22 protein-coding genes and 2 pseudogenes are annotated in these 24,625 nt (G+C 73.2%); 13 read left to right on the top strand and 11 right to left on the bottom strand.

Going from position 1 to position 24,625, the window contains the following annotated elements:
- Positions 1-168 precede the first annotated feature (168 nt).
- Positions 169-1,296, bottom strand: coding sequence for an aminoglycoside phosphotransferase (locus AB0G63_RS01755; RefSeq protein WP_360742582.1), 1,128 nt, complete (start codon positions 1,294-1,296; stop codon positions 169-171).
- A gap of 214 nt (positions 1,297-1,510) precedes the next feature.
- A complete protein-coding gene (locus tag AB0G63_RS01750) occupies positions 1,511-2,971 on the bottom strand; it encodes an amino acid permease (RefSeq protein WP_360742579.1) in 1,461 nt (486 codons plus the stop codon).
- 124 nt (positions 2,972-3,095) lie between these two features.
- On the opposite strand from AB0G63_RS01750, the gene mmuM reads away from it, so the two are divergent.
- Positions 3,096-4,016 (top strand): homocysteine S-methyltransferase, encoded by a 921-nt coding sequence (gene mmuM, locus AB0G63_RS01745; protein WP_360742576.1) that lies wholly within the window; start codon positions 3,096-3,098, stop codon positions 4,014-4,016.
- 646 nt (positions 4,017-4,662) lie between these two features.
- Here mmuM and AB0G63_RS01740 read toward each other — a convergent pair.
- Positions 4,663-6,237 carry a carboxylesterase family protein gene (locus AB0G63_RS01740; protein ID WP_360743142.1) on the bottom strand — a complete coding sequence of 525 codons (1,575 nt, stop codon included), beginning with the start codon at positions 6,235-6,237 and terminating at the stop codon, positions 4,663-4,665.
- Positions 6,238-6,540: 303 nt separating this feature from the next.
- Here AB0G63_RS01740 and AB0G63_RS01735 point away from each other — a divergent pair, with 303 nt between their 5' ends.
- Both AB0G63_RS01735 and AB0G63_RS01730 read left to right on the top strand, forming a co-directional pair.
- The gene (locus AB0G63_RS01735; RefSeq protein ID WP_360742573.1) at positions 6,541-7,629 is read left to right on the top strand and encodes a substrate-binding domain-containing protein; all 1,089 of its coding nucleotides are present in this window, start codon (positions 6,541-6,543) and stop codon (positions 7,627-7,629) included.
- Positions 7,630-7,657: 28 nt separating this feature from the next.
- Positions 7,658-8,185, top strand: coding sequence for an STM3941 family protein (locus tag AB0G63_RS01730; protein ID WP_360742570.1), 528 nt, complete (start codon positions 7,658-7,660; stop codon positions 8,183-8,185).
- A gap of 109 nt (positions 8,186-8,294) precedes the next feature.
- Here AB0G63_RS01730 and AB0G63_RS01725 read toward each other — a convergent pair whose 3' ends face one another.
- The 4 genes and pseudogenes from AB0G63_RS01725 to AB0G63_RS01710 form a co-directional block, all read right to left on the bottom strand.
- Complete coding sequence (locus tag AB0G63_RS01725; protein WP_360742567.1) at positions 8,295-8,939, bottom strand: dihydrofolate reductase family protein; 645 nt, start codon at positions 8,937-8,939, stop codon at positions 8,295-8,297.
- 170 nt (positions 8,940-9,109) lie between these two features.
- On the bottom strand, positions 9,110-9,766 hold the full coding sequence (locus AB0G63_RS01720) for a ThuA domain-containing protein (protein WP_360742564.1): 657 nt from the start codon (positions 9,764-9,766) through the stop codon (positions 9,110-9,112).
- Between the two features lie 70 nt (positions 9,767-9,836).
- Positions 9,837-10,160, bottom strand: a complete 324-nt coding sequence (locus AB0G63_RS01715) for a GNAT family N-acetyltransferase (RefSeq protein ID WP_360743139.1) — start codon at positions 10,158-10,160, stop codon at positions 9,837-9,839.
- Positions 10,093-10,386: pseudogene (locus tag AB0G63_RS01710) on the bottom strand (hypothetical protein); the annotation flags it as partial. The pseudogene AB0G63_RS01710 and the gene AB0G63_RS01715, both read right to left, overlap by 68 nt.
- Before the next feature lie 42 nt (positions 10,387-10,428).
- Here AB0G63_RS01710 and AB0G63_RS01705 point away from each other — a divergent pair.
- A complete protein-coding gene (locus AB0G63_RS01705; protein WP_360742561.1) occupies positions 10,429-11,325 on the top strand; it encodes a LysR substrate-binding domain-containing protein in 897 nt (298 codons plus the stop codon).
- A 1-nt stretch (position 11,326) separates the two neighbouring features.
- Here the strand turns inward: AB0G63_RS01705 and AB0G63_RS01700 are convergent, their stop codons facing one another.
- Positions 11,327-11,965 carry a flavin reductase family protein gene (locus AB0G63_RS01700; protein ID WP_360742558.1) on the bottom strand — a complete coding sequence of 213 codons (639 nt, stop codon included), beginning with the start codon at positions 11,963-11,965 and terminating at the stop codon, positions 11,327-11,329.
- A 144-nt stretch (positions 11,966-12,109) separates the two neighbouring features.
- Between AB0G63_RS01700 and AB0G63_RS01695 the strand changes: the two genes are divergently transcribed.
- The gene (locus AB0G63_RS01695; RefSeq protein WP_360742555.1) at positions 12,110-12,538 is read left to right on the top strand and encodes a VOC family protein; all 429 of its coding nucleotides are present in this window, start codon (positions 12,110-12,112) and stop codon (positions 12,536-12,538) included.
- A gap of 381 nt (positions 12,539-12,919) precedes the next feature.
- Here the strand turns inward: AB0G63_RS01695 and AB0G63_RS01690 are convergent, their stop codons facing one another.
- Positions 12,920-13,549 carry a TetR/AcrR family transcriptional regulator gene (locus AB0G63_RS01690; protein WP_360742552.1) on the bottom strand — a complete coding sequence of 210 codons (630 nt, stop codon included), beginning with the start codon at positions 13,547-13,549 and terminating at the stop codon, positions 12,920-12,922.
- Between the two features lie 155 nt (positions 13,550-13,704).
- On the opposite strand from AB0G63_RS01690, the gene AB0G63_RS01685 reads away from it, so the two are divergent.
- The 3 genes and pseudogenes from AB0G63_RS01685 to AB0G63_RS01675 all read left to right on the top strand — a co-directional run bounded on the left by AB0G63_RS01685 (position 13,705) and on the right by AB0G63_RS01675 (position 16,139).
- Positions 13,705-15,207, top strand: a complete 1,503-nt coding sequence (locus tag AB0G63_RS01685) for an aldehyde dehydrogenase family protein (RefSeq protein ID WP_360742549.1) — start codon at positions 13,705-13,707, stop codon at positions 15,205-15,207.
- Between the two features lie 200 nt (positions 15,208-15,407).
- Positions 15,408-15,630 (top strand): annotated as a pseudogene (locus AB0G63_RS01680) (IS1380 family transposase); the annotation flags it as partial.
- 107 nt (positions 15,631-15,737) lie between these two features.
- Complete coding sequence (locus tag AB0G63_RS01675) at positions 15,738-16,139, top strand: VOC family protein (protein ID WP_360742546.1); 402 nt, start codon at positions 15,738-15,740, stop codon at positions 16,137-16,139.
- On the opposite strand, the gene AB0G63_RS01670 is transcribed toward AB0G63_RS01675, so the two are convergent.
- Both AB0G63_RS01670 and AB0G63_RS01665 read right to left on the bottom strand, forming a co-directional pair.
- On the bottom strand, positions 16,122-16,772 hold the full coding sequence (locus tag AB0G63_RS01670; RefSeq protein ID WP_360743136.1) for a helix-turn-helix domain-containing protein: 651 nt from the start codon (positions 16,770-16,772) through the stop codon (positions 16,122-16,124). The two genes, AB0G63_RS01675 and AB0G63_RS01670, sit on opposite strands and share 18 nt — an antisense overlap.
- A 275-nt stretch (positions 16,773-17,047) precedes the next feature.
- Positions 17,048-18,214 (bottom strand): YihY/virulence factor BrkB family protein, encoded by a 1,167-nt coding sequence (locus tag AB0G63_RS01665; RefSeq protein WP_360742543.1) that lies wholly within the window; start codon positions 18,212-18,214, stop codon positions 17,048-17,050.
- A 64-nt stretch (positions 18,215-18,278) separates the two neighbouring features.
- Between AB0G63_RS01665 and AB0G63_RS01660 the strand changes: the two genes are divergently transcribed.
- The 5 genes from AB0G63_RS01660 (at position 18,279) to AB0G63_RS01640 (ending at position 24,483) form a co-directional block, all read left to right on the top strand.
- The gene (locus AB0G63_RS01660) at positions 18,279-19,913 is read left to right on the top strand and encodes an acyl-CoA dehydrogenase family protein (RefSeq protein ID WP_360742540.1); all 1,635 of its coding nucleotides are present in this window, start codon (positions 18,279-18,281) and stop codon (positions 19,911-19,913) included.
- Positions 19,914-20,211: 298 nt separating this feature from the next.
- Entirely contained in the window at positions 20,212-21,513 is a 1,302-nt protein-coding gene (locus AB0G63_RS01655; protein WP_360742537.1) for a GAF domain-containing protein, read from the top strand.
- A 780-nt stretch (positions 21,514-22,293) separates the two neighbouring features.
- Positions 22,294-23,574 (top strand): hypothetical protein, encoded by a 1,281-nt coding sequence (locus AB0G63_RS01650; RefSeq protein ID WP_360742534.1) that lies wholly within the window; start codon positions 22,294-22,296, stop codon positions 23,572-23,574.
- Between the two features lie 125 nt (positions 23,575-23,699).
- Positions 23,700-24,272 carry a GNAT family N-acetyltransferase gene (locus tag AB0G63_RS01645; protein ID WP_360742531.1) on the top strand — a complete coding sequence of 191 codons (573 nt, stop codon included), beginning with the start codon at positions 23,700-23,702 and terminating at the stop codon, positions 24,270-24,272.
- 127 nt (positions 24,273-24,399) lie between these two features.
- Positions 24,400-24,483, top strand: coding sequence for a putative leader peptide (locus AB0G63_RS01640; RefSeq protein WP_310739661.1), 84 nt, complete (start codon positions 24,400-24,402; stop codon positions 24,481-24,483).
- Positions 24,484-24,625: the final 142 nt, after the last annotated feature.

Here is a 24,625-nt window from a genome sequence, read left to right as displayed (position 1 = left end):
GCCGGTCCGGCCAGGGGCGTCAGGACGCCGGACGCCCGACATTCGACGTCGGAAGTTCGATATTTCAAACGTCATCTGTCATCACGAACGCGGAAAAGGTATGGGTGTGGGAGGAGGAGGTCAACGGGTTGGACGGGATGAACAGAGAGCGCTTTCGCGTCCCCCGCCCTAGCCGAGGCGCCCGCTCGGCGCCTCCGGGAACCCGAGCCGGGGCGCCAGCGCACGCGCCTCGGCCGCCCAGCCGGCGAGGAAGGCGAGCGCCGCCCCGCGCTCGCGGTAGCGGCGTTCGGCGGAGACCTTCCGGGCGCCGCCGTAGTCCAGCTGCTCCTCCCCCGCGCGGGCCAGCATCAGCGCGGTGAGCCAGTCGTACTTCACGGCGGAGGCGCACACCGCGAGCCGGACGAGCCGCTCCTCACCGCGCCAGCCGCTCTCGCGCAGCCCGTGCAGGTATGCCGCGTAGGCCGCCGCGGCGTACTCGGGCAGGCGGGCGGCCGGGACGAACAGGTCGAAGACCGAGTCCGGGAGGTAGTTGCCGAGGTCCTCGCCGAGCGCGCCGTCGCCGGTGAACGCCCAGTCGAACAGGACGCCGTCCGGGCCGTGCGAGCGGAGGTTGGCGGGCCACTGGTCGAGGTGGCTCAGGGAGCGGGGCAGCGACTCCATGATCTGCAGGAACCATTCGCGGTCGTGGTGCAGCCGGACCATGTCATGGCGCAGCCCCGCCGGGAAGTGGTCGCGGATCAGGGGCTGTTGCCAGGCCTCGGGGTCGTCGAGGAGTTCCTGGCCCAGGGTGTTGCCGCTGATGTACTCGCGCAGGAACCGCCGGGACAGCCACGGCCGGTCCGCCGCCCGCTCCTCCCTCCGCGCGGCGCCCTGCGCGGCGCCGAGCCGGCGGGCGTGCTCGACGTGCCGGGCGACCGGCCAGGAGGTCGCCGGCTCGCCCTGTACGTCCTCCAGCCACAACGCGACGTCCCCGTCGGCCCGTTCCACGAGCGCGAGCAGCCGGGGCGCGCGGATGCCGTACGGCGCCCAGACCCGCGCGAGGCCGGACTCGTAGACGTGCGCCTCGCGCCGCCAGTAGTTCCAGTGCCGCGGGTCGTCCGAGGCCGCCCAGTGCCCGGTGTCCCCCTGCCCCCGCCGGGTGAGCACCTTCAGCACCGCCGAGCGTCCACCGGCGACGACCCGCCAGACGCCCGCGGTGACGCCGTTCTTGGGGTTGTGGACCAAGGGTTCACAACGGGGTGCGCCGGCGCCGAGGACATCGCGTGCCTCGGCTTCGGGGTACGCGGTTTCGGGCATCCGTCGAGATTAGCCGGGGGCGGATGCCGGAGGCCGCTCACCCGCGTCTCGGCGTCCTCGGCACCGGGGCGCGCGACGGCGCCGATCATCGCCGGGCGACACCGGCGATGCCCTCGGGACCGCCGGCCGACGGGGCGAACATCCGGATGGCGGCCCGGCCGGCCCGGCCCTCACGCGTCGGCGCGGGCGGACGCGGTCCAGCAGGCGCGGGTGTTCAGGCGGTCTCCTCGGCCGTCGCCTCCTCCTGCCGTCCCCGCAGCCAGACGTACACCGGGATGCCCGCGAAGAGGAACAGCACGCCCTGGTAGACGGCCGCGTAACCGGCGCCCGCGATCAGCCAGAAGGAGAATCCGAAGGAGAGGCCGGCGACGACCAGGTCGCGGGCGAGGCCGGCCGGGCGGACGCGGGCGCGGGAGCCCCGGGCGAGCCAGTACAGCTGCGCGGCGGCCGACAGCAGGTACGGCACGCAGCCGGTGAAGGTGGTGATCAGGACGAGGACGCGGAAGGTGGTGTCCGGGCCCGCCGTGTAGTTGAGGCCGATCAGGAGGGTGCCGAGGACGGCCACCGCCCACACCCCGAAGCCGGGCACGCCGCCCTTGCCCACCTTGGCGAAGGGCTTCGGGAACAGGCCGTCGCGGGCGGCCGCGTACGGCATCTGCGCGGCCAGCAGGATCCAGCCGTTGAGGCAGCCGGTGATCGAGGCGACGGCGACGAGCGCGATGGCGGTGCCGCCCCAGGAGCCGCCGGTGATCGCGTTCACCGCGTCGGCGAACGGGGCCCCGGAGCCGGCCAGTTCGTCGTGCGGGACGAGACCGAAGACGGCGACCGTGCCGAGGAGGTAGACGAGGGCGGAGCCGAGGGTGCCGAGGACGCTCGCCCGGCCGACGGTGCGCTCGGCGTCCTCGACCTCGCCCGCGCTCACCGCGGCCGACTCGACGCCGAGGAAGCTGTACAGCAGCAGCGCGGCCGAGGCGGCCAGCGCGCCGGAGACGCTCTGGCCGGAGGCGTTGAACGGGCCGAAGTTGTCCGTGTCGACGAAGAACAGGCCGACCGTGGCGACCAGCAGCAACGGAACGAACTTCAGGACCGTGGAGACGACCTGGACCGCGCCGACCCAGCGGGTCCCGGCGAAGTTCGCGGCCGCCGGCAGCCACAGCGCGGCGAGGGCGACGACAGCCTCCAGGACGTGGTTGCCGTGCAGGGGTATCAGGACGTCGACGTACCCGACGACCGCGACGGCGAGGGCGGCGATGCTGACCCAGCACATCGTCCAGTACGACCACGCGGACAGGAATCCGGCGAAGGGACCGAAGGCGTCGCGCGGGTAGACGTACAGGCCGCCGGTGACCGGGCTGCGGCGGGCCAGCTTCCCGAAGAGCAGGGCGAGCAGGACGGCCGCGAAGGACAGCACCACGAAGGCGAGCAGGCTGACCGTGCCGTACGGGGCGACGGCGGCGGGCAGCGCGAAGATGCCGCCGCCGATGATGTTGCCCATGACCAGCGCGGTTGCGGCGGCGAGGCCGAAGGTGCGGCGGCGCGGGGCGGCCTGGGCGGCTTCGGGCGCGTCGGAAGCCGTCGGCGCCTCGGGGGCTGAGGTGGGTGACGTGGCTGAGGTGGGAGAGGTGGCTGACCGCCGGGACGGTTCGTTCGCCTCGGCGGGCTTGGTGGCAGGCATGGCGGTTCCCTGGGGAGGGGGACGGGGAGGGCCTGATCGTAACGCCGCATCCCACATGGTGGGCGATCTGTTCACTTACTGGACACACGCGGTTGCCGCGCACCTCTTCGACTAGCGTCGGGGCATGACCAGCACCATCCCGTCCTCCCTCGCCGAGGCCATCTCCGCCGGCCGAACCGTCGTCCTCGACGGCGGCATGTCCAACCAGCTCGAGTCCGCCGGGCACGACCTGAGCGACGAGCTGTGGTCGGCGCGGCTGCTCGCCGAGCGTCCCGAAGCGGTGACCGAGGCGCACCTCGCCTACTTCCGCGCGGGCGCCGACGTCGCGATCACCGCGAGCTACCAGGCCACCTTCGAGGGGTTCGGGAAACGCGGCATCGGGCGGGACAGGGCGGCCGAACTGCTCGCCCTCAGCGTGGAGTCGGCCCGTGAGGCGGCGCGGCGGGCGGACGCCGGGCGCCCGCTGTGGGTGGCGGCCTCGGTCGGCCCGTACGGCGCGATGCTCGCGGACGGCTCCGAGTACCGCGGCCGGTACGGGCTGAGCGTGGCCGAGCTGGAGGCGTTCCACCGCCCGCGCATCGAGGTGCTGGCCGCGGCCGGTCCCGACGTGCTCGCGCTGGAGACGGTGCCGGACGCCGACGAGGCCGCGGCGCTGCTGCGGGCGGTGCGCGGGCTCGGGGTGCCGGTGTGGCTGTCGTACAGCGTGGACGGCGACCGCACCCGCGCCGGGCAGCCCCTGGAGGAGGCGTTCGCCCTCGCCGCCGACGTGGACGAGGTGATCGCGGTCGGCGTCAACTGCTGCGCCCCGCAGGACGTGGCCGCCGCCGTCGCCACGGCCGTCCGGGTCACCGGCAGACCCGCCGTCGCCTACCCCAACAGCGGCGAGTCGTGGGACGCCGCGGCCCGCTCCTGGAAGGGCGACTCCACCTTCTCCGCCGATCAGGTGAGGGGCTGGCGGGAGGCCGGGGCGCGGCTCATCGGGGGGTGCTGCCGGGTGGGCCCGGAGGCGATCGCGGGCATCGCGGCAACGCTGCGGACGGCCTGACGGGTCACCGGTCACGCGGTACTGGTCGCGCGGGTCACCGGTCGCGGGTCACCGGTCGCGGGTGACCAGTCGCGGGTGACCGGTCGCGGGTGACCAGTCGCGGGTGACCAGTCGCGGGTGACCAGTCGCGGGTGACCAGTCGCGGGTGACCAGTCGCGGGTGACCGGTCGCGGGTGACCGGTCGCGGGTCATCAGCCACCGGTCGCAGGTCGCGGGTCGCGGGTCGCGGCAGTCAACGGACGCTGGTCGCCGGCGGCTGGTCGCCAACGGCCACAGCTGGTCGCCGGCGGCTACCGCTCGTCACGGACGGACATGGCTGGTCGCCGGCGGCTACAACTGGTCGCCGGACACCTGCGGCCGGGGCGCCGGACACCTGCGGCCGGGGCGCCGGACACCTGCGGCCGGGGCCGGCCTCCCCGGCGCCCGGCCCGGCCGTCTCCGGCCCGCTACGGGCGGCCTGACCGGTCACCGGTCCGCCGAGCCGCGGCGGCTGGTCACCGGCCGCCACAGCTCGTCGCCGACGGCCGGTCACTGTTCACCGGCGGTCACTGTTCACCGGTCGCCGACGGCCGGTCACCGGTCACCGCGGCGGCGTGAGCCACCCCGGCGGCCCCCACCACCGCCCCAACCGCCACCCCAACCGCCCTCACGGCCGCCGGACGGTCCCCGGCAGCCGCAGCCGTCGTACGGCCGACCGCGGCTCCGGGTCCCGGGCGGGCGAGCCGTCGGCGGAGGCTGCCGCCATCGCGGGAGCCCGCGACAGGCCCCGCGAGGGACCGTCCGCGGGGCCGGTCCACAGTGCCAGCGCCGCGTCCCGCGGGCCGTACGCGGTGTGCGGCTCGCCCGCGCCGAAGACCCGCACCGGGTGCGAGGCGTCCCAGGGCTGCCAGCCGGGGTCGCCGTCGGTCGCGAAGCGCACCCAGGCGCCGTGCATCGCGTCGGCGAGATCCTGCGGCGCGCCCTCGCCCGCCAGCCTGGCCGACTCGGGCACGTGGCCGGTGTCGAAGACGAAGCCGAGTTCCAGCGCGTGGCAGGCGCCCAGGCCGGGCAGCAGCGAGGGCCAGGCGAACTCGTAGAGGTACGACGTTCCCGTCCGGGCGTCGGCCAGCCGCTGCAGCGGGCCGCGCAGCAGGTGATCGGTGACCATCTGGCCGACGATCTCGGCGGCGCCGGCGTCCGGGTACAGGGCCCGGTAGCCGCGGGGCACCTCGGCGCCGCAGCGACAGCGGGCCATCGCGCCGGCCAGGGCGACCGCGCCGAGCCGGTCGACGCGTTCCAGCAGCCCGCCGGGCACCAGCCACAGCCGGTACTCGTCGCTCGTCCAGCCCATCAGGAGTTCGACGCCGGCCGCCGCCTCGCCGGCCGCCAACGCCTGAAGGGGGTCGCCGGGGACGACGTCCCCGTCGACGACGATGCCGAAGGCGGGGCCGCCGAGCACGGGGCTGCTGAGCCGGCCGACCTCGCCCTGGGTGCGCAGCAGCAGGTCGCGGTCGACCTCGGCGAAGGCGGCCGCGGTGGCCGGGACCTTCAGCCGGGTCGCCATGCGGCGCACCATCCGCCGTACCTTGTCCCGGTCGGAGGTCTCCGGCGGGCCGCTCTGCAGCACGGCGCGCCGCACGAGCCCCTGTGCCTGCGGGGCGGCGAGCAGGGCGCCGACGCTGATCGCGCCGGCCGACTGTCCGGCCAGGGTGATGCGGCCGGGGTCGCCGCCGAAGGCCTCGATCGACTCGTGCACCCACTTCAGCGCGGCGACCTGGTCGCGCAGGCCGGGGTTGGCGGGGGCGTCCGGGAAGAGGCCGTAGCCCTCGACGCCCAGCCGGTAGTTGACCGAGACGAAGACCACGCCGTCGCGCGCGAAGGTGCGGCCGTCGTAGACCGGCACGGCGGAGGATCCCCTGGTCAGGGCGCCGCCGTGCAGCCACACCAGCACCGGAAGCCGTGCGCCGGGGCCCGGCTCGGGGGTCCAGACGTTGAGGTTCAGGCAGTCGTCGCCGGGCACGACCGGGTCGGACAGGTACTTCTGGAAGGCTTCGGAGTACGGCGGTTTCGGCGGCGTCGGCCCGAAGCCGCCGGCGTCCCGCACCCCGTCCCAGGGCTCGGGCGGCACGGGCGGCCGGAACCGGCGCGGCCCGAACGGAGGCGCGGCGTACGGGATGCCCCGGAACACCGCGATCCCGTGCTCGAACCGGCCTCGCACCGCTCCGTAAGGCGTGCGCACCACGGGTCCTCCGGGGCCCTCGGGGCTCTCCGCGGGGTCCACGGATTCCACGGGGTCTGTCTGGTCTGCCGTCATCGCGCCACCAGCCTCCTCACCGCGCCACTGCACCGTGCACAACCAGAGCACCACGCCCGCGCCCGGTATTCCGGCGGAGCGGGGCATGCCCATGTCACTTCGACCGGCCGGGGTCGCCGTGAGCCGCCGGAGCCGCCAACTCCGGCCTCTTCCCGAGATCTTGTGGCGAACTTAGGGTAGGAAGCGCTTACTATCCGATGGCCCTGGGCGGGCCGGAGAGGTGGTTTCCCGATGGGCCGAACGGGGAGTGCGAGCACGTCCTCCGGTCCGACGCTGGCCGTGGTGGCCCGCGAGGCCGGAGTGTCCGTGCCGACCGCGTCCAAGGTGGTCAACGGCCGCGAGGACGTGGCTCCGGAGACCCGCCGCCGGGTCATGGAGACGCTGGACCGGCTGGGCTACGTTCGCAGACCCCGGTTCGACGCGGGGCGTGCGCCGGGCCTGGTGGACCTCGTCGTGCAGGCGCTCGACACGTCCGGGGCGGGGGCGGTGCTGCACGGGGTGGAGTCGGCGGCCCACGACGCGGGGCTGGAGGTGGTGGTCTCCGCGGGGCCGGCCCGGACGCGGGGCGGACGGCCGGAGCGCGGCTGGCTGGACAAGCTGATCGCACGTGGCTCGGCGGGGGTGCTGTGCAACCTGGCCGACCTGACCCCGTCGCAGTACGCGTGGCTGATGGAACACCGCATCCCGTTCGTGATGATCGACCCGGCGGTCGAACCGCCGTCCGGCGTGGTGTCGGTGGGCGCGGCGAACTGGCAGGGCGGTGTCACGGCGACCGAGCACCTGCTCGCCCTCGGCCACGAGCGGATCGCGGTCGTGGCGGGGCGGCGGCACACGATGTGCGGCGACGCCCGGGTCGCCGGGTACCGCTCGGCGCTCGCGTCGGCGGGGATACGGCACCGCCCCGAGTACATCCGTCACACCGGCGCCGACGAGGGCGCCGCCGGCCGCCGCGTGCTGGACCTCCTCGACCTGCCGGAGCCGCCGACGGCGGTGTTCCTCTGCTCGGACCGCATGGCGCTCGGCGTGTACGGGGCGCTGGCGGAGCGGGGCCTGCGGGTGCCCGACGACGTCAGCGTCGTCGGTTTCGGCGACCTGCCCGAGTCCCGCTGGATCGCCCCGCCGCTGACGACCGTCCGCCAGCCGTTGTCGGAGATGGCGGCGACCGCCCTCCGGCTGCTGGTCCGCATGATGGACGGCGACCGTCCGGAGAGCACCCGCACGGAGCTGTCGACCCGCCTGGTGGAACGGTCGAGCACGGCACGCCCGTCGGTCAAGAGCCACGGCACGCCCGTCGGACAGGAGCCAGGAGGCTTCCGCTGACGAGGCTCCGGCCCTATCGTCTGAGCCCGTGATCAACAACGGCGTTCCGCTGCCCCCGACGGTCTACCGGATGGCCAAGGGGCGCGTATGGGCCATGCTGGCCGGCTCCCTGGGCTTCGTCGCTCTGGGCATCGTCTTCCTGGTCGCCCACAGCACCGTGACAATGATCGTGACGGGGGCACTGACCGTGCCCTTCTTCGGGCTCTGCGCGGTGATCATCATCCAGCGCCTGCTCCGCGACCGGCCGGAGCTGGTGCTGGACGACGCGGGGGTGGACCACGTGAGCCTGGGCCGGCTCGGCTGGGACGAGATAGCCGCCGTGCGGATACGCGAACACCGGGTACGTCACACCTCGCACCGGTTCATCGAGCTGGTGCTGCACGACCCGGACGCCTATCTGGCCCGAGCGCCCGGGCTCGTCCGCCGCACCGCGGCCATGAACGCACGCCTCGGCTTCGGTCCGGCCAACATGGCCACGAACACCCTGTCGGTGCCGCCCGAGGCGGTCCTGGACGCGATGCGGCGCCACCGCCCCGGACTCGCGATACTGGACTGAGCGCGCCCGCCGGCCACCGGCCGGACGCATCGACCACGAACGAGCAGGGCATCCGCCGGGGCGGACGCCCTGCTCGCGGTCGCGGCCCGGCCTCGACCGGGCCCTCGCGTCACCTTCGCCAGAACAGGTGGTGCGTCACGCCGCTCGGGCTGGGCACGACCTCCAGGTGGAAGCGGTCGAGCAGTTCATCGGGGGACTCCCAGAGCCGCAGGCCGGACCCGAGCTCCACCGGCGCGACCGCCACGTGCATGGTGTCGACGAGGCCGGCGTCGAGGAACTGCCGGACGGTGGTGACCCCGCCGCCGAGCCGGACGTCCTTGCCCCGCGCGGCTTCCCGCGCCCGTTCGAGCACCGTGGCCGGGTCGCCGTCGACGAAGTGGAAGGTGGTGTCGGAGAGCGTGAACGACGGACGCGGGTGGTGGGTCATGACGAACACCGGCGTGCGGAACGGCGGCTCCTCCCCCCACCAGCCGCGCCACTCATGGTCCTGCCAGGGCCCGCGCTGCGGCCCGAACTTGTTGCGGCCCATGATCTCGGCACCGATGTTGCGGGCGAAGTCCCGCGTGAAGTAGTCGTCGAGGCCCCGGCTCCCCCCGGAATCCGTACGCATGGGCCAACTCGCCGTCGCTCCGGCCCAGGCGAACAGCCTCTCGGGACGGACGTGGCCGAACGGCCGCTCTAGACTCTGGTCCTCACCGGCACCGATTCCGTCACTCGAGACGCTGAAGTTCATGACTCTCAGCAGTTGATCCATGTGCTTCCTCGTGTCTCCTCGTCAGGCGTCGGACACCATGACGTCGAACGGGACGCGGCCGGATCGACAGCGACACGCGACTTTCACCCACCCTGCCGCGGCTCTCGTCGTTCCCCGCCGATACCGGGGAGGTAATGGCACCGGGCTGTCGGCCCCCACGAGGATGCCGGTCACGCGCTCTCCGTCAGCCGCGCCGCCCACCCGATGCCGCCCCGCAGGTGGGCGAGGAAGTCAGGGTCGGCGTAGGCGTCGGCGGCGTGGCCGAGAGCCGTGTAGAAGACGCGTCCCCGGCCCTGCTCCCGGCACCACGCCAGCGGATGGTCGTCACCCATGCGTCCGCCGTCGTACGACGACTCGTCGGCGCGCAGCAGAATCCGTGCCGTGCCGCGCGGGTTGGAGCGGAAGTCGTACCACTCGTCGGTGAACTCCCAGACGGAGGACAGGTGTCGGGTGGCCGGATGGCCACGCTCCTCCACGATCACCCGGCCCGGCTGGTGGTCCGGGTGCCGGTCGAACCGGGCCCCGAGGAGTTCGCCGTAGTACGGCCAGCCGTACTCCGTGCAGGCCGCCGCGTGCACCCCGGCGAACCCGCCGCCCGCCTCGACGTACCCGGCCAGCCGCTGCCGCCCGGCCGGGGTGAGGATGTCCCCGCTGGTGGAGAGGAACACGACGGCCGCGTACGCCTCCAACGGCCCTTCCAGAGCGGCGGGATCCTCGGTGTGCTCCACCTCGAAACCACCCAGCGCCCGCACGGCGGCGACGGCGGCCGGAATGGAGTCATGCCGGTAGCCGGCGGTACGCGTATGAACCAGAAGCCGGGACGCCATACCCGAGCCTAGGCGAGGGCCGTACCGGCATCGGTCGCCGTGAGGCGGATGGCGTGCTTTGGGGCCGGGGTCACTTCAGTTCCATGAGGATGTCGGCGCGGGCGTAATAGTCGGCCACCGGGAGGCGGTCGCGGGTGATTCTGACGAAGCCTGCCTCCTCGTACAGGTGGACGGCGGGGGCCAGCTTGTTGTTCGTGCCGAGGAACAGCCGGGCCGCACCGAGCGCCCGGGCACGGTCGATCGCTGCGGCTATGAGCCGGCGGCCCGATGCCGCGGCCCTGCGCGGCGGGGGCCACGGCCATCTTCGCCAGCTCGAACACGGTGTCCGGATGGACCAACAGCGCGATGCATCCGACCACGGCACCGCTGCCCCGCTCACGCGCCAGGAGCACATCGCCGCCCGGGCCCACGATGCGGCCGAACGGATCTCCGAGAACCGCGCGGTCCTCATCCTGGAGGGTGAACAGGCGGGAGATCCACTCCTCGTTCAACGCGCGGAACGCGTCCGCATCACCTTGTGAGGCGATCGAGGAGACCACGGCAGGAGGAGAGGGGTACGGCACGGGGCGGACTTCCCTTCGAGTGTGGCTTCCCGCCAGCCTCCGGCCCCGCTCACCCATATGTCCAATACCGGCATCAGCCCGTATCGATAAGCTTGAGATATGGATCAGCGTGTCGAGCTCCGCCACCTGCGGTACTTTCTGGCCGTGGCCGAGGAACTCCACTTCGGCCGTGCCGCGCAGCGGCTGAACATCGCTCAGCCCGCCCTTTCCCAGCAGATCAGGCAGCTCGAAAAGGCGGTCGGTGTGGAGCTGTTCCGGCGGACCTCGCGAAGCGTCCGCCTCACAGACGCGGGAGCGGCGTTCCGGCCCCGGGCGAGGGACCTGCTGGGCCGGCTGGCGGCCGACCTCGACGAGGCCGGCCGTGTCGGGCGCGGCGAGGCCGGTCGCCTGGACGTCGCCTTCATCACCTCCGCCGCCGCGATCGTCAGCGAACGGCTCCGTGAATTCTCCCGCTGCCGCCCGGACGTCCAGGTCAAACTGCACGACGGCTTCACGGTCGAGGTCCTGGCGGCGCTGGAGCGGGGCACCGCGGACATCGGGATCGTGCGGGATGCCGAGGAGCGGGACGACATCGACCTCTCGCTGCTGGCGACGGAACGGTTCGTCGCCGTCGTCCCCGCAGACCACCCCGCCGCGACGGCCGATCGTACGGAGGCGACGGCACTGGCCGCCGACCCGCTGATCCTTTTCCCGCGGACAGCGGGAGCCCAGGCGTTCGACGTGAACACACGGCCGTTGCGGGACGCCGGCATCGACGTCCGGGTCGCGCAGGAGTGCTCGGACTGGCACACCATCGTCATGCTCGTCGCCGCCGGCCTCGGCGTCACCATCGCCCCCTACAGCGTCACGACACTGCTCCCCGCGGGCGCCCGACGTCTCGAACTCGACGGGCCTCCCACCAGGAGCAGGGTCTTCATGGCCACCCGCCGAGGAGACGACCGTCCCCTCGTACAAGCCTTCATCGCGGCATCCGAGGCCGTGGCCGGCCGCCGCTAGATCAGACGGATGCCGTCCTGCCCTGGTGGGGCATGTTCCAGCCTTCGGCGAGTCGCGACGGGTGAACGTTGTGTCCGCCGCCGAAGAACTCGCAGAACTTCATGATCAGCGGGTCCCATCCGAGCGGGTCCACGTAATGCGTCCCCGGGATGACCAGTTCTTCCTCGACATGCGCGCGCAGGACCTCGGCCTGGAAGGCGGTGGCGTGCGGAGTGGGGGTGCCGAAGGGATGGGCCGCGACGACCCTGCACTCCAGCTGGACCGGACATTCCGCGACCCGCGGGGCCCGGACCAGGTCCGATGCCTGCTCGGTCAGCCCTGCGGCGGCGAACTTGTCCGGCACGTACCGGTAGCCCTGCTTCATCTTGAAGTCCGGCACCTCCCGCCTGCCCGTGGTGAGCGCGATCCGGTCCACGGCGTCGACCATCGCCGACGAAGGCAGGTTGAGCACGCATTCACCGTCCCGCAGGAGGTTCGCCGTGGTCTGGCCGCTGTTGCCGAGCCCGAGCATGCAGGACTGGCCCAGCCACCACGCGGACGACATCGGCGCGAGGTTCGCCGTGCCGTCTTCGTTGCGGGAACTGATCAGCACCACCGGGGTCCCGAAGTACAGGACCTTGAGGCCAGGGACGACGTGCATGGGCTGCGCCTTTCGCGAAGTGCCGGATGACAGACCCGCGATGAGGAACACGAGCCATGCCTGACTCTCCCCGTAGCGGGACCACCTTCGCTGGCGGCAATGCGACATCGCGTTATGGCGGAGTCCCCCTGTTATCGTGCGCCCGTGTCATCGATCAGGCAGGTCCAGGTCACCTTCGACTGCGCGGACCCTGAGCGCGTCGCCCGCTTCTGGTGCGAGGTGCTGGGGTACGTCGTATCGCCCCCGCCGACGGGGTTCGCCACGTGGGCGGATTTCAACCGCTCCCGGTTTCCCGAGGATGAGGGTTCATGGTTCGCCTGCGGTGACCCCTCAGGTGTGGGCCCGCGACTGTTCTTCCAGCGCGTTCCCGAAGGCAAGGTCGTCAAGAACCGGGTGCATCTCGACGTGCGGGTCGGCACCGGGCTCGTAGGTGACGAGCGCCTGGCCGCGCTCGAAGCCGAGTGCGCACGACTGCTCCCGCTCGGCGCGGTACGCGTGCGACTGCTGTACGACGGCACCGATTCGTGCATGGTGATGCAGGACATCGAGGGCAACGAGTTCTGCCTCGACTGAGCGTCCGTCCCCCGCGGACGTGCGTCAGACGTGCGCCCTGACTTGCCGCACTGCATGTGACCACAGTCGACGACGGTGAGCGTGTCGTACCAGGTGACGTCGATCTCGGCATCGACGCCGCCGGGGAGCCCCGGGGGCCAGGTCCTGCACGATCGACGCGGCACGTTCAGCCGCGGCCTGTTCCGGCTGCCAGTACGGGTCGGTCGGAATGACGGAGAGGACATCGTCACTCACGGGCTCGCTCGATTCGTCTGGTCCTGGGCCCATGCCTCGACGCCCGAGCTTCCGACGGCAGCGCTTGGTCGGCCTTGTCCGGAATGGTGCAGCGGATCCTGCGGCGGCGCAGGCAGGCCCGGGGTCTTACGGGGAGACGGACGCCGATCACTCGCTCCTTCTTGCGGTCGTGGGGATGTCCAGGCCTTCACTGGCCGTCGGCGATCCGCCCGTGGTGTGCGGATTCGGACGCAGGCCGTCGAGCAGGATGCGGATCAGGGCGCCGGGGAAGTCCGGGCCGTTGTCGATGCCGGCGAGCGCGACGAGGCCGTCGAGGATCTGTCCGAGAGAGACGTCGTCGCGTACTTCTCCGCTGCGTTGCGCGGCGCGGAAAAGGGGTTCGCCGGCCGCGATTGTGCGGGAGCGGCTGGCGCGGAGGATGGGGGTGCCATTGGCGGATTCGGAGAGGAGGACGGAGGCGAGAGGTCCTTTGCGGGCGCCGATGGCGTGGAAGCGCATGAGCCAGGCGAAGAAGGCCTCGCCAGGCGTGTCGCCACTGACGGATTCGGCGGCTCGGCACATGTCGTCGACGGTGTGACGGAAGAGTTCCTCAACCAGTTCGAGTCTGCCGGGGAAGTTGCGGTAGAGCGTGGCCATGCCGACGCCGGCACGTCGGGCGATCTCGGCCATCGACGGTGCGGCACCGGGTTCGGCGAAGGCCTCGCGGGCGACCGCGATGATCTTCGACCGGTTGCGCTCGGCGTCGGCACGTCGGGCAGGTGCGGGCTCAGCGCTCACGGCGGATGCTTCCTTCCTTCGGCGTCCAGAACCTCAGCGTACCGGACACCCTTCTCACTTCCTCTTGCAACCGGATAGCCTGTCCGTTACGTTAACCGGACAGGCAATCCGTTTATGACGGGTCTGCTGATCAGGGCACCAGGAGAGGAACAACCATGACTGCAACTGTGAGCGTCCCGCCCGTCGCCGACACCGCGCGCCGTGACATCCCCGCGTTCGTACGGGCCGGGGAGCGGTTGATGTGGATCGGAGGCCGACAGGTCGCCGCAGTCTCCGGACGAACGCTGCCGAACACCGACCCGGCCACCGAGGATGCGCTGGCCGGTGTGCCGCGCGGCGAGGCAGCCGACGTCGACGCCGCGGTGCACGCCGCGCGCGCGGCGTTCACCGATCCCGCCTGGGCGGAAATGAGCCCCGACCGGCGTGGCCGGATCCTGAACCAGGTCGCCGACGTCATCGAGGAGCACGCCGACGAACTGGCCACCATCGACTCGGTCAACATGGGCGCACCCCGCACGCTGACCGCACACATGCTGGCCGAGGCGAGTGAGGTCTTCCGCTACTACGCGGGCTGGCCCACCAAGCTGTCCGGCGTGAGTGTTCCCGCAGGCAAGGACCGCATGGCCTACACCCGCAAGGAGCCCCTCGGTGTCGTCGGCATCATCTGGGGCTGGAACGGTCCGATGGGCCAACTGCCCGGCAAGCTCGCCCCGGCCCTGGCCGCCGGTAACACCGTCGTGCTCAAACCGGCCGAGACCGCCTCGCTGAGCACGCTGCGCCTGGCCGAGCTGCTGGCCGGCACCGACCTGCCGGCCGGTGTCGTGAACGTCGTCACCGGCCTGGGCGCCGAGGCGGGCCAGGCGCTGGTCGCGCACCCCGGTGTCGCGAAGATCGCCTTCACCGGGTCGACCGCGACCGGCAAGCTGGTCCGGCGCCAGGCCACCGACACGCTCAAGCGCGTCACCCTCGAACTGGGCGGAAAGTCGCCGTCGGTCGTCTTCGCCGACGCCGACCTCGACGTCGCGGCCCGCGGCGTGGCGGCCGGCTTCCTGGGTAACGCGGGCCAGGTCTGCGTCGCCGGATCGCGGGTGTTCGTCGAGGAGAGCATCCGCGAGGACTTCGTCGAGAAGTTGCTGAAGATCATGGAGATGTTCACCCCGGGCGACCCGCTGACCCAGGGCACGCTGGTGGGACCGCTCTCCACCAAGGCGCAGTTCGACCGGGTCAGCTCCTACCTCGACATCGCCCGCGAGGAGGGCGCGAACGTGGTGACCGGCGGCGGGCGCTTCGGTGACCACGGATACTTCTTCGCCCCCACCCTCCTCGACGACGTCCGCCCCGACATGCGCGTCGTCCGCGAGGAGGTCTTCGGCCCCGTCGGCGTGATCACCACCTTCACCGACATCGACGACGCCATCGCCCAGGCCAACGACACCGACTACGGACTGGCCGCCTCCGTGTGGACCACCAACCTCACCACCGCACACCGCATGGCCGCAGCCATCGAGGCCGGCACCGTCTGGATCAACACCTGGGCCGAGATGAGCACCGGCAACCTCCCCTTCGGCGGTTACAAGCAGTCCGGCCTGGGCCGCGAAGGCGGCCTGGAAGGACTCGACGCCTACACCCAGGTCAAGACCGTCCGCATCGCGCTGTGACCACGCCGCCTCACGCCTGAGCGGCCTGGCCGTCCTCGAACGCGACACTGGCACGCGCGGCCGTTTCGGACGGTCAGATGGTCAGATGGTCCCGCGTTGGCTTGTCCGGGTCTTGATCAACCAAACGGAGAGTGGCTCTGAACTCGGACGACAGGGCTTGTCCAGGGTCCAGTCGCCGCAGAGGAAAAAGCACTCTCCAGGTGAAGAAGCGGAGTGGGTCCTATCCGCGCGTCCGCGTCCGCGTCCAGGGCGGTGGGGCTGGTGCTGTCTCGCAGGCCGTCTCGCAGGCCGGCGCGGTGCTGATGGTGGAGACCGTCCGCGACCGGCCTGGACGCCGCGTTGTCGGCGGCGCTGGAGCCGTGGCGCAGGCCGCGGGCGGTGCACGATCCCGGCAAGGTCGTGCTCGGCCTCGCCCTGGCCGTGGACACGCCCCGGGGACCCGTCACCTCCGGATAGCCGGACCTGGGCCGCTTTTCCGGGTGTCCGTTTCCTTCAAGACCGCGGGCAGGGGTGGTGCCTACCGTGGCCGCATGACTTCACGATTCGCTGTGATCGGCCTGGTCGTCTCGGACCTGGCCGCGTCTCTCGCCTTCTACCGCCGCCTCGGGCTCGAGTTCCCCGAGGGATCCGAGGAGCAGCCGCACGTCGAGGCCGAGCTGCCCGGCAGGCTGCGGCTCGCGTTGGACACCGAGGAGACCATCCGGTCCTTCCACGCCGGCTGGGAGCCGCCGGCCGGGGGCGGGCGGGTGTCGCTGGCTTTCCGGTGCGGGTCGCCCGCGGAGGTGGACGCCTTGTACGAGGATCTGGTCGGCGCGGGTCACCACGGGGAGCTGAAGCCGTGGGACGCGGTGTGGGGGATGCGGTACGCGGTGGTGCACGACCCCGACGGCAACGGCGTCGATCTGCTGGCCGAGCTACCGGCAGGGCAGTAGCTCACGGAGGGGCAGGCCAGCCAGTGCCTTCACGTCCCGCGCCAGGTGGGCCTGGTCGGCGAAGCCGGCCAGGGCCGCGGTCTGCGCGAAGGGCACACCGTCGCGGGCGAGGCGGAGCGCCCGTTGCAGGCGCAGCACGCGGGCCAGCGTCTTCGGGCCGTAGCCGAACGCGGTCAGGGCGCGGCGGTGCAGGCGGCGTGCGCCGAGGCCGAGCGCGTCGGCGGTCGCGCCGACGGGGCGGCCCGCTTCGAGGGCGGTGACCAGCCGCCGCAGCAACGGGTCGGGCGGTCCGGCGGCCGCGGCGAGCGACAGGGCCGCTTCCTCCAGGCCGCGTGCCGGGTCGGCGGCGGCGTTCACCAGGGCGGTGAGGCGGCGGGTCCGCGCGGCCGGCCACAGGTCGGCGAGGTCGACGCGGCGGTCGCGCAGCTCGTGCGCGGGGACGCCGATCAGCGCGGGCGCGGTCCCGGGGTGGAAGCGGACGCCCGCCCACCGGGCGCCCGGGGCGCCTTCGACGGCGTGGGCGCGGGTGTCGGGTCCTGCGATCAGGAGCCGGCCCTCGTGCCAGAGCAGGTCCATGCAGCCGTCGGGCAGCACGCGGGCCGGCCCGTCGCCGGGCGGAGGGTCCGTCCGCATGTCCGTCCCCGCGTCCGGCAACACGTTCGTCCCCGCGTCCGTCGGCGCGTCCGTCCCCGCGTCCGGCAACACGTTCGTCCCCGCGTCCGTCGGCGCGTCCGTCCCCGCGTCCGGCAACACGTCCGTCGGCGCGTCCGTCAGCGCGTTCGTCGCCGCGTCCGGCCACGCGCTCGTCCAGACGACGGCGCCGGGGACCCGGCACGGTCTCTCCGCGTACACGTGCGCCAGGCTACGCCGCCGGGCGGACGGTACGTCCGGTGCGCGCCGCGCGGCGGCTACGAGCCCTCGTGCTTGTGCGGGTGCGGGTTCGGGTGCGGGTGCGGGTGCGGCGGGTGGGTGCTCTTGACGTGGGTGCGCAGGCGGGAGGTCACGTCCTCCGGGGGCAGGAAGCGCGACCAGCGTTCCGGGAACTCCGAGGGCATGTCCGGGTCGTCCGGGTCGGGCTCGTAGCCCGCGGCGGCGCGGGCCGCCTGCTCGGCGAGCTGCGCCTCCCGTACCCGCTCGTTCGCCGCGCGCGCCGCGGCGGTGGCGGCGGCCGGCCACACCCGGTCGATCGCGGCGTTCACCGCCGCGCCGACCAGCACGGCGAACGCGGACACGCCGATCCACAGCAGCACGGCGACGGCCGCGGCGAGGGAGCCGTAGATCGTGGCGCCCTCGATGGTGTGGGTGATGTAGATGCGCAGCAGGAAGCTGCCCAGCACCCACATGGCGAGGGCGACCAGGGCGCCCGGCACGTCCTCGATCCACGGGGAGCGCACGGGCACGGACACGTGGTAGAGCGTCGTCAGGAAGACGATGGACAGCACGATCACCACGGGCCAGTACAGGACCTGCACCAGCGTCTCCGACCAGGGCACGATCCGCACCACCGCGTCGGGGCCCGCGACCATCAGCGGCAGCGCGACCGAGCCGATCAGCAGCGCCACGATGAACAGCAGGAACGACATCACCCGGGTCTTGACGATGCCGCGGACGCCGTCGAGGCCGTACATCACCGTGATGGTGTCGACGAAGACGTTCACCGCGCGCGAGCCGGACCACAGGGCGAACAGGAAGCCGACCGAGATGACGTCGGGCCGGCCGCCCTTGACCACGTCGTGCAGGATCGGCTCGGCGATCTCGGTGACGCCCTTGTCGGACAGGACGGTGCGGGACGCCTCCAGGAGGTTGGTCTCCAGGCTGGTGATGGTGTCGGTGCCGGTCCAGGAGTCGACGTAGCCGAGCAGCCCGATGATGCTGAGCAGCAGCGGCGGCACGGACAGCAGCGTGAAGAAGGCGGCCTCGGCCGCGAGCCCGAGGATGCGGTACTCCATGCAGGAGTTCACGGTGTCCTTCAGCAGCAGCCAGGCCGTCCTCCGTTTGGAGACGTTCCGGTAGAGGGCGCGCGCCCGGTGGAGACGACCGGAGGGCCTCTGCGGGGGTTCACTTGCCTGCTGCACAAACCAAAGGTATCCGCCCTGACCAGGTGCACTCATCCCCCGTCGGCCGGGTAGGTTCGCAGACATGGCAGGCAGCACGCACACCGTGACCAACCAGCCCCCGCCCCTGTCCGGCTACGACGTCTTCACCGCCGACCGCGCCCTGACCGCGGCCGTCGAACGGCACCTCGACCCCGCCCTGTTCGACGAGGCCCGCGGCGAGCTGGCCGCGCTCGGCCGGTCGGCCGGCTCCGCGCAGGTGCAGGAGTGGGGGGCCCAGGCGAACGAGAACCCGCCCCGGCTGCGCACCCATGACCGCTACGGCCACCGCGTCGACGAGGTCGACTTCCATCCGGCCTGGCACCGCCTGCTCGGCAAGGGCGTGGGGGCCGGGCTGACCGCGGCCTGGGTCCGGCCCGGCGGCCATGTGCGCCGGGCCGCCGCCTTCCTGGTGTGGACGCAGGTGGAGGCCGGCAACCTGTGCCCCTTGTCGATGACCCACGCGGCCGTGCCCGCCCTGCGCGCCGAGCCCGCGCTCGCCGCCGAGTGGGAGCCGCGGCTGACGTCCATGATCTACGACCGCGAGCTGCGGCCCGCCCGCCTGAAGGCCGGGGCGCTGTTCGGGATGGGCATGACGGAGAAGCAGGGCGGCAGCGACGTGCGCGCCAACACCACCGCCGCGCGGCCCCTGGCCGAGGCCGGGACCTACCGGCTGACCGGGCACAAGTGGTTCTGCTCGGCGCCCATGTCGGACGGGTTCCTGGTGCTCGCGCAGGCGCCGGAGGGCCTGACCTGCTTCCTCGTCCCGCGGGTCCTGGAGGACGGCACCCGCAACCCGTTCCTGCTCCAGCGGCTGAAGGACAAGCTCGGCAACCGTTCGAACGCCTCCGGCGAGGTGGAGTTCGACGGGACCTGGGCCCGCCGGGTGGGCGAGGAGGGGCGCGGGGTGCGCACCATCATCGACATGGTGGCGGCGACCCGGCTGGACTGCGTGCTCGGCTCGGCGGGTCTGATGCGGCAGGCGGTCGCCCAGGCGGTGCACCACTGCTCCCACCGCGAGGCGTTCGGCGGCCGGCTCGTCGACAAGCCGCTGATGCGCAACGTGCTGGCCGACCTCGCGGTCGAGTCCGAGGCGGCGACCACCCTCGCGCTCAGGCTCGCGGCCGCCTGCGACGACGGCGGCGAGCAGGAGCGGGCGCTGCTGCGGATCGCGGTGCCGGCCGCGAAGTACTGGGTGACCAAGCGCTGCGCTCCGCTGGTGGTCGAGGCGGCCGAGTGCCTGGGCGGCAACGGGTACGTCGAGGAGTCCGGGCTGCCCCGGCTGGTGCGCGAGTCGCCGCTGAACTCGGTCTGGGAGGGCGCGGGCAACGTGCAGGCGCTGGACGTACTGCGGGTGCTGCAACGGGAGCCGCGGGCCCTGGACGCCTTCCTGCGGGAGGTCGGGACGGCGCGCGGCGCCGATCACCGGCTCGACAAGGCGATCAAGGACCTGCTGACCGAGCTCGCCGACCTGGACGGTATCGAGGGACGGGCCCGGCGGCTGACCGAGCGGCTCGCGCTGGTGCTGCAGGGCTCGCTGCTGGTCCGGTTCGCGCCGCCGGAGGTCGCCGACGCGTTCTGCGCCGGGCGGCTGGGCGGCGAGGGCGGCGCTGCCTTCGGGACGCTGCCGCACACCCTGGACCTGGCGTCGGTCGTGGAACGGGCGCGTCCGGCGTCCTGACCGGGCGGTCGGCGGTGCGGGGGTGGTGCTGCGCCGACACGGCACCACCCCCGCCCATCGGCCTGTTCGAGGCCGCGAACGCCGCTCGGGACGGCGTGGCTCAAGTCTCGACCGGGCCCGCAGCCGTTCACCAGGGTTGCAAGGGGTTGCAACTTGCCGCTGTCTGTATGCGGACTGTGCGCGTCCGGTGACGGCAGCCGGGCACCATGAGACGGACAGCCGGAACGGGCTGTAGGCTCCCGCCGCCGGAACGACGCGGGAACCGGGGTCCCGAGCGTTTCTCGCAGGAGGGTCATCAGTGGCGCTGTCGCCGACGGATGTGACGCAGCTCGCCGCGGTCGACGCGGCACGTGCGGCGCGGGTGATGAACGAGGTCCGCTCCGCCGCGATCTCCGGGCAGCGCACCCCCGTCCCGCCGCGGCCGGTGATCGGGCAGTCCTGGGCCCGGATGATGCGCCGGGGCGTCGACCCCGAGCGCCACCGCCCGTCGGGGCTGCTGTCCGCGGAGGAGGTGCGGCGGCGACGGGAGTCCACGGCGCTGCGGCACGTCATGCCGGTGCTCAGGGAAGGGCTGGTGTCGGTCGCGGACGCCGCCCACCACATCATGGTGGTCGCCGACGACGAGGGCCGGGTGCTGTGGCGGGAAGGCAGCGCGCCGGTGCTGCGCAAGGCCGACGGGCTCGGTTTTGAAGTGGGCGCCGACTGGGGCGAGGGGGTCGTCGGCACCAACGGCATCGGCACCCCGGCGGTGGTACGCCGGCCGGTGCAGGTGTTCGCCGCCGAGCACTTCGTGCGCTCCCTGACCACATGGACCTGTACCGGCGCGCCGATCACGGACCCGCGCGACGGTCGCCTGATCGGCGTCGTGGACGTCAGCGGGCCGCTGGAGACGATGCATCCGGCCACGCTGGCCTGGGTCGACTCGGTGGCCAAGCTCGCCGAGGCGCGGCTGCGTGAGCTGCACCTGGCCTCACTGGAGCGGCTGCGGTCGGTGGCGGCGCCGCTGCTGGCCAAAATGGGGGGCCGGGCGGTGGCGGTGGACCAGGACGGCTGGACGGCCGCGGTGACCGGGATGCCGTACACGAACCGGATCGCGCTGCCCAAGTCCCTGTCGCCGGGGCGCCGGTGGCTGCCTCCGCTCGGCCTGTGCTCGGTGGAGCCGCTGGCCGGGGGCTGGCTGATCGGGGTCGTGGACGGGGACGGGCCGGCGCCGCGGGATGCCACCCGGGTCGTGCTCGACCTCGCCCAGCCGCGCCGCTGGTCGGTGACGGTGACCGGCGGCGCGGGCTCCTGGAGCCGTGAACTGAGTCCGCGGCACGCCGAGTTGCTGTACCTGCTCGCCCTCGACCCGGCGGGCCGCAGCGCGGCGGCGCTGGCCGAGGAGGTGTTCGGCGACCCGGCCCGGACGGTGACCGTCCGCGCGGAGATGTCCCGGGTGCGCCGCTACCTCGGAGCGCTGCTGGAGCATCGGCCGTATCGTTTCTGCGAGCACGCGGAGGTGGAGCTGGTGCTCCCCGGCGACCCCCGGGACCTGCTCCCCCACTCCACGGCCCGCACGATCGCCCACCATCGCACGACCACCCCGACCGCCACCTCCTGACCCCCGCCCCGCCTCGCCCCGCGGCGCCTCGCCCCGCACCGCGACGACACCGGCCGGCGCGGGCGCGCCGGGCCACCCCACGGGCGTGTGCACCGGCGCGGCACGCCGGGCAGCCCGCCTGCCGGCCCCACGGGCCCGCCGCCGCGCGGGCCGACCGGGCCCGCCGCTCCCGCGGCGAACGCGGAGGACGGCGTCCTCCACCCCGCCGGCCCCGTGAGCGCAGGCACCCCTGAGCGCACGACGACGGCGGGCACACGGCAACCGCGGGCGCACGACGACCGCAGGTGCACGACGACGGCGGCGACCGACGACGGGGGGCGCACGACGACCACTGCGGACGCACGGCGACGGCGGGTACACGACGACCGCAGGCGCACGAGGACCGCGGCGACCGGCGACTGCGGGCACACGACGACCGCGGCGACCGGCGACCGCGGGCGGCCAGCGACGGCGGGCGGCCGGCGACGGCGGGCGGCCGGCGACGGCGGGCGCGGCACACGACGACCGCAGGCACACGACGACCGCGGGCGGACAGCGACCGCGGGCGGACAGCAACCGCGGCGACCGGCGACCGCGGGCGGACAGCGGCCGAGGCGACCCGCGACCGAGGGCGGTCCGGCGGCCGTGCCCGGCCGTCGCGGGTCACGAGTTCCGCGTAATTGCGGGGTCTTCGTCCGCGAGCGATACCGGCTGCCGTAGCATCGTGCTTCGGGCCACCCCAGCTGCTCCTCGAGCAACGTACGGATCAAAGGGCGCAGTTGGCCCGCCTCGGGAGGTTCGATGAAGCAGCGTGGCAGGCACCGCAGGCGCAAGCGCGGCACAGCGCTGCGCGCCTTCCTGGCCGGGACCGCCCTCGCACTCACCGCCGCCGCCACCATGATCAGCGCCTCGCAGGCCACGGTCTCACCCGATCCGGGCGCCCTCAGACCGCTGGCGGCGTCCGCCGGACCGCGCCTGACGGAGCACCTCGTGCCGCGGCGCACACTCGACCGGCTCGCCTCCGCGATGGGCAGGCCCGTCGGCGTGCGCGCCGTCCTCGACGACGCCGACCGGGCCCTGCGCGCCGCGGACGACTGTACGTCCGAGGAGCGCACGGCCCTGCCCGTCGAACCGGCGGCCACCCGCGCGTACTGCTGGGACGCCGCCGACACGCGCGGCTGGCGGGCCGGCGCGGTGACCAGCTCCGGGGACGCGGACGACGACGGGCACTGGGGCGCGGACCGGGTGCTGCTGTCCGGCTGGTCGCACGACACCGGCCGCGCGGAGCGCCCCGGCGTCGCCCGGGTCGCCTTCGTCGACGCCGGCGACCCCGACCACCTCACCTACACCTGGGCGCTGCTGGCGGTCCCGACGGACGGCGGCCGTGACTACCGGGGCCTGGCCTCCCCCGTCTCCGGCATGGTCTGGTACCAGGGCAAGCTGCTGGTCACCGCCGCCGACGGCGTCTACGTCTACGACATGCACCGCATCCAGCGGGCCACCGTCGACCGCGGCACGGTCGGCCGGGTGCGCGGCGGCTGGTCGGCGTACGGAGCCCGGTACGTGCTGCCCGCCGTGGGCTCCTACCGGCCCACCGGCGCGGCAGGCGCCGCGGGCGCCCTGCGCGGCGCCGCCCTCTCCCTCGACCGCAGCACCGCGCCCGACAGCCTGGTCGCGAGCGAGCGGGTGCCCGCGGGCAGCGACCGCGCCACGCGCCTGTGGCGCTACGCCTTCAGCACCGCCCCGGCCCGCGCCGGGCTGCTGGCCACCGACGGCACCGGCCGGGCGGCCGTGGACCAGGCCTACGAGACGAAGGAGACCGGCGTCCGGGGCGTACTGGCGTACCGTTCCGCCTGGTTCCTCAGCCGGGGCGCCGACAGCCCGGACGGGCACGGCACGCTGTGGCGGCAGGACAGCGACGGCGCGAAGGCCACCCGGTGCGGCTCCGACGAGAGCCGGCACTGCTGGAGCCCGCAGGCCGGTCCCCTGTCCTACTGGGCGGAGACCGGCGAGCTGTGGTCCCAGTCGGGGCGGGTCCTGTTCGCCCTGCCGCTGACCTCCGTCGACGGATCCCTGGGCTGAGGCGGCCCGGGGGACCGGACAGCCCCCGAGGCGAGACCGCCCCCCGAGAGAAGACGGTCACCGGGACAAGCCGCCCCCAGGGGACGAATCGACAGATCCCCGGGGCGGATGGTTCCCTGGCGGGCATGACCACCATGCCCGTGACCACCTGGTCCCTGGAGCAGACGGCCCCGACGGACCTGCTCCCCGCCGCGGTCCCCGACGGGGACGTCCGCATCGTCCGCTCCGAGGTCCCCTCCCCCGAGTTCAGCCGCTTCCTGTACGCCTCCGTCGGCGGCGACATCCGCTGGACCGACCGCCTCGGCTGGACGTACGCCCGGTGGGAGGAGCACCTCGGACGGCCTGGCGTGGAGACCTGGGTGGCCTACGACCGGGGCACCCCGGCGGGCTACGCGGAGCTGGAGCCGCAGGACGACGGGGTCGTGGAGATCGTCTACTTCGGCCTGATCCCCGCCTTCCGCGGCCGCCGCATCGGCGGTCACCTCCTGTCCCACGGCACCGCGCGCGCCTGGGACCTCGCCGACCGCTGGCCGGGGCTCGCGCACACCAAGCGGGTGTGGCTGCACACCTGCAGCAAGGACGGCGAGCACGCCATGGACAACTACCTGCGCCGCGGATTCCGGCTGTTCGACACCAAGGTCGAGGAGGAGCCGGAGGTGGCCGCCCCCGGCCCGTGGCCCGGCGCCCATACCGGCTGACCTGCGCGTACACAGCCGATTCCCAGCCATGTGACCAGCGACACCCTTGTCCCGCAATGCGAGACAAGGGTGTCCGCATGATGGATAAAGCTGGACTGTGTCCAGATCCCCATGCCACGCTTCCGTCATGCCTGGAACTGGAATTGCCTTGGTGAGTCGGCGACACGTCGACCTCGGCCGCATGTCCAGCGCCATCTGTCCGGCGAGCTGACCGCCCCAGCGACGCCCGACCTCCCCGCATCTCACCGGGTTTCCCGGAGTTCTCCGACCTCGTCAGCGCAATGTCGCGCGACGGCGCACACGTATGCCCATGCGCGTGCAATGCGCGTGTATGCGCAGATCAGAGCCGCTTT

Source organism: Streptomyces sp. NPDC020996, from assembly GCF_040641355.1.
GTDB lineage: Bacteria > Actinomycetota > Actinomycetes > Streptomycetales > Streptomycetaceae > Streptomyces.
Note: the sequence above shows the minus strand (reverse complement) of the source record. Positions and strands in the feature narration are given on the sequence as shown.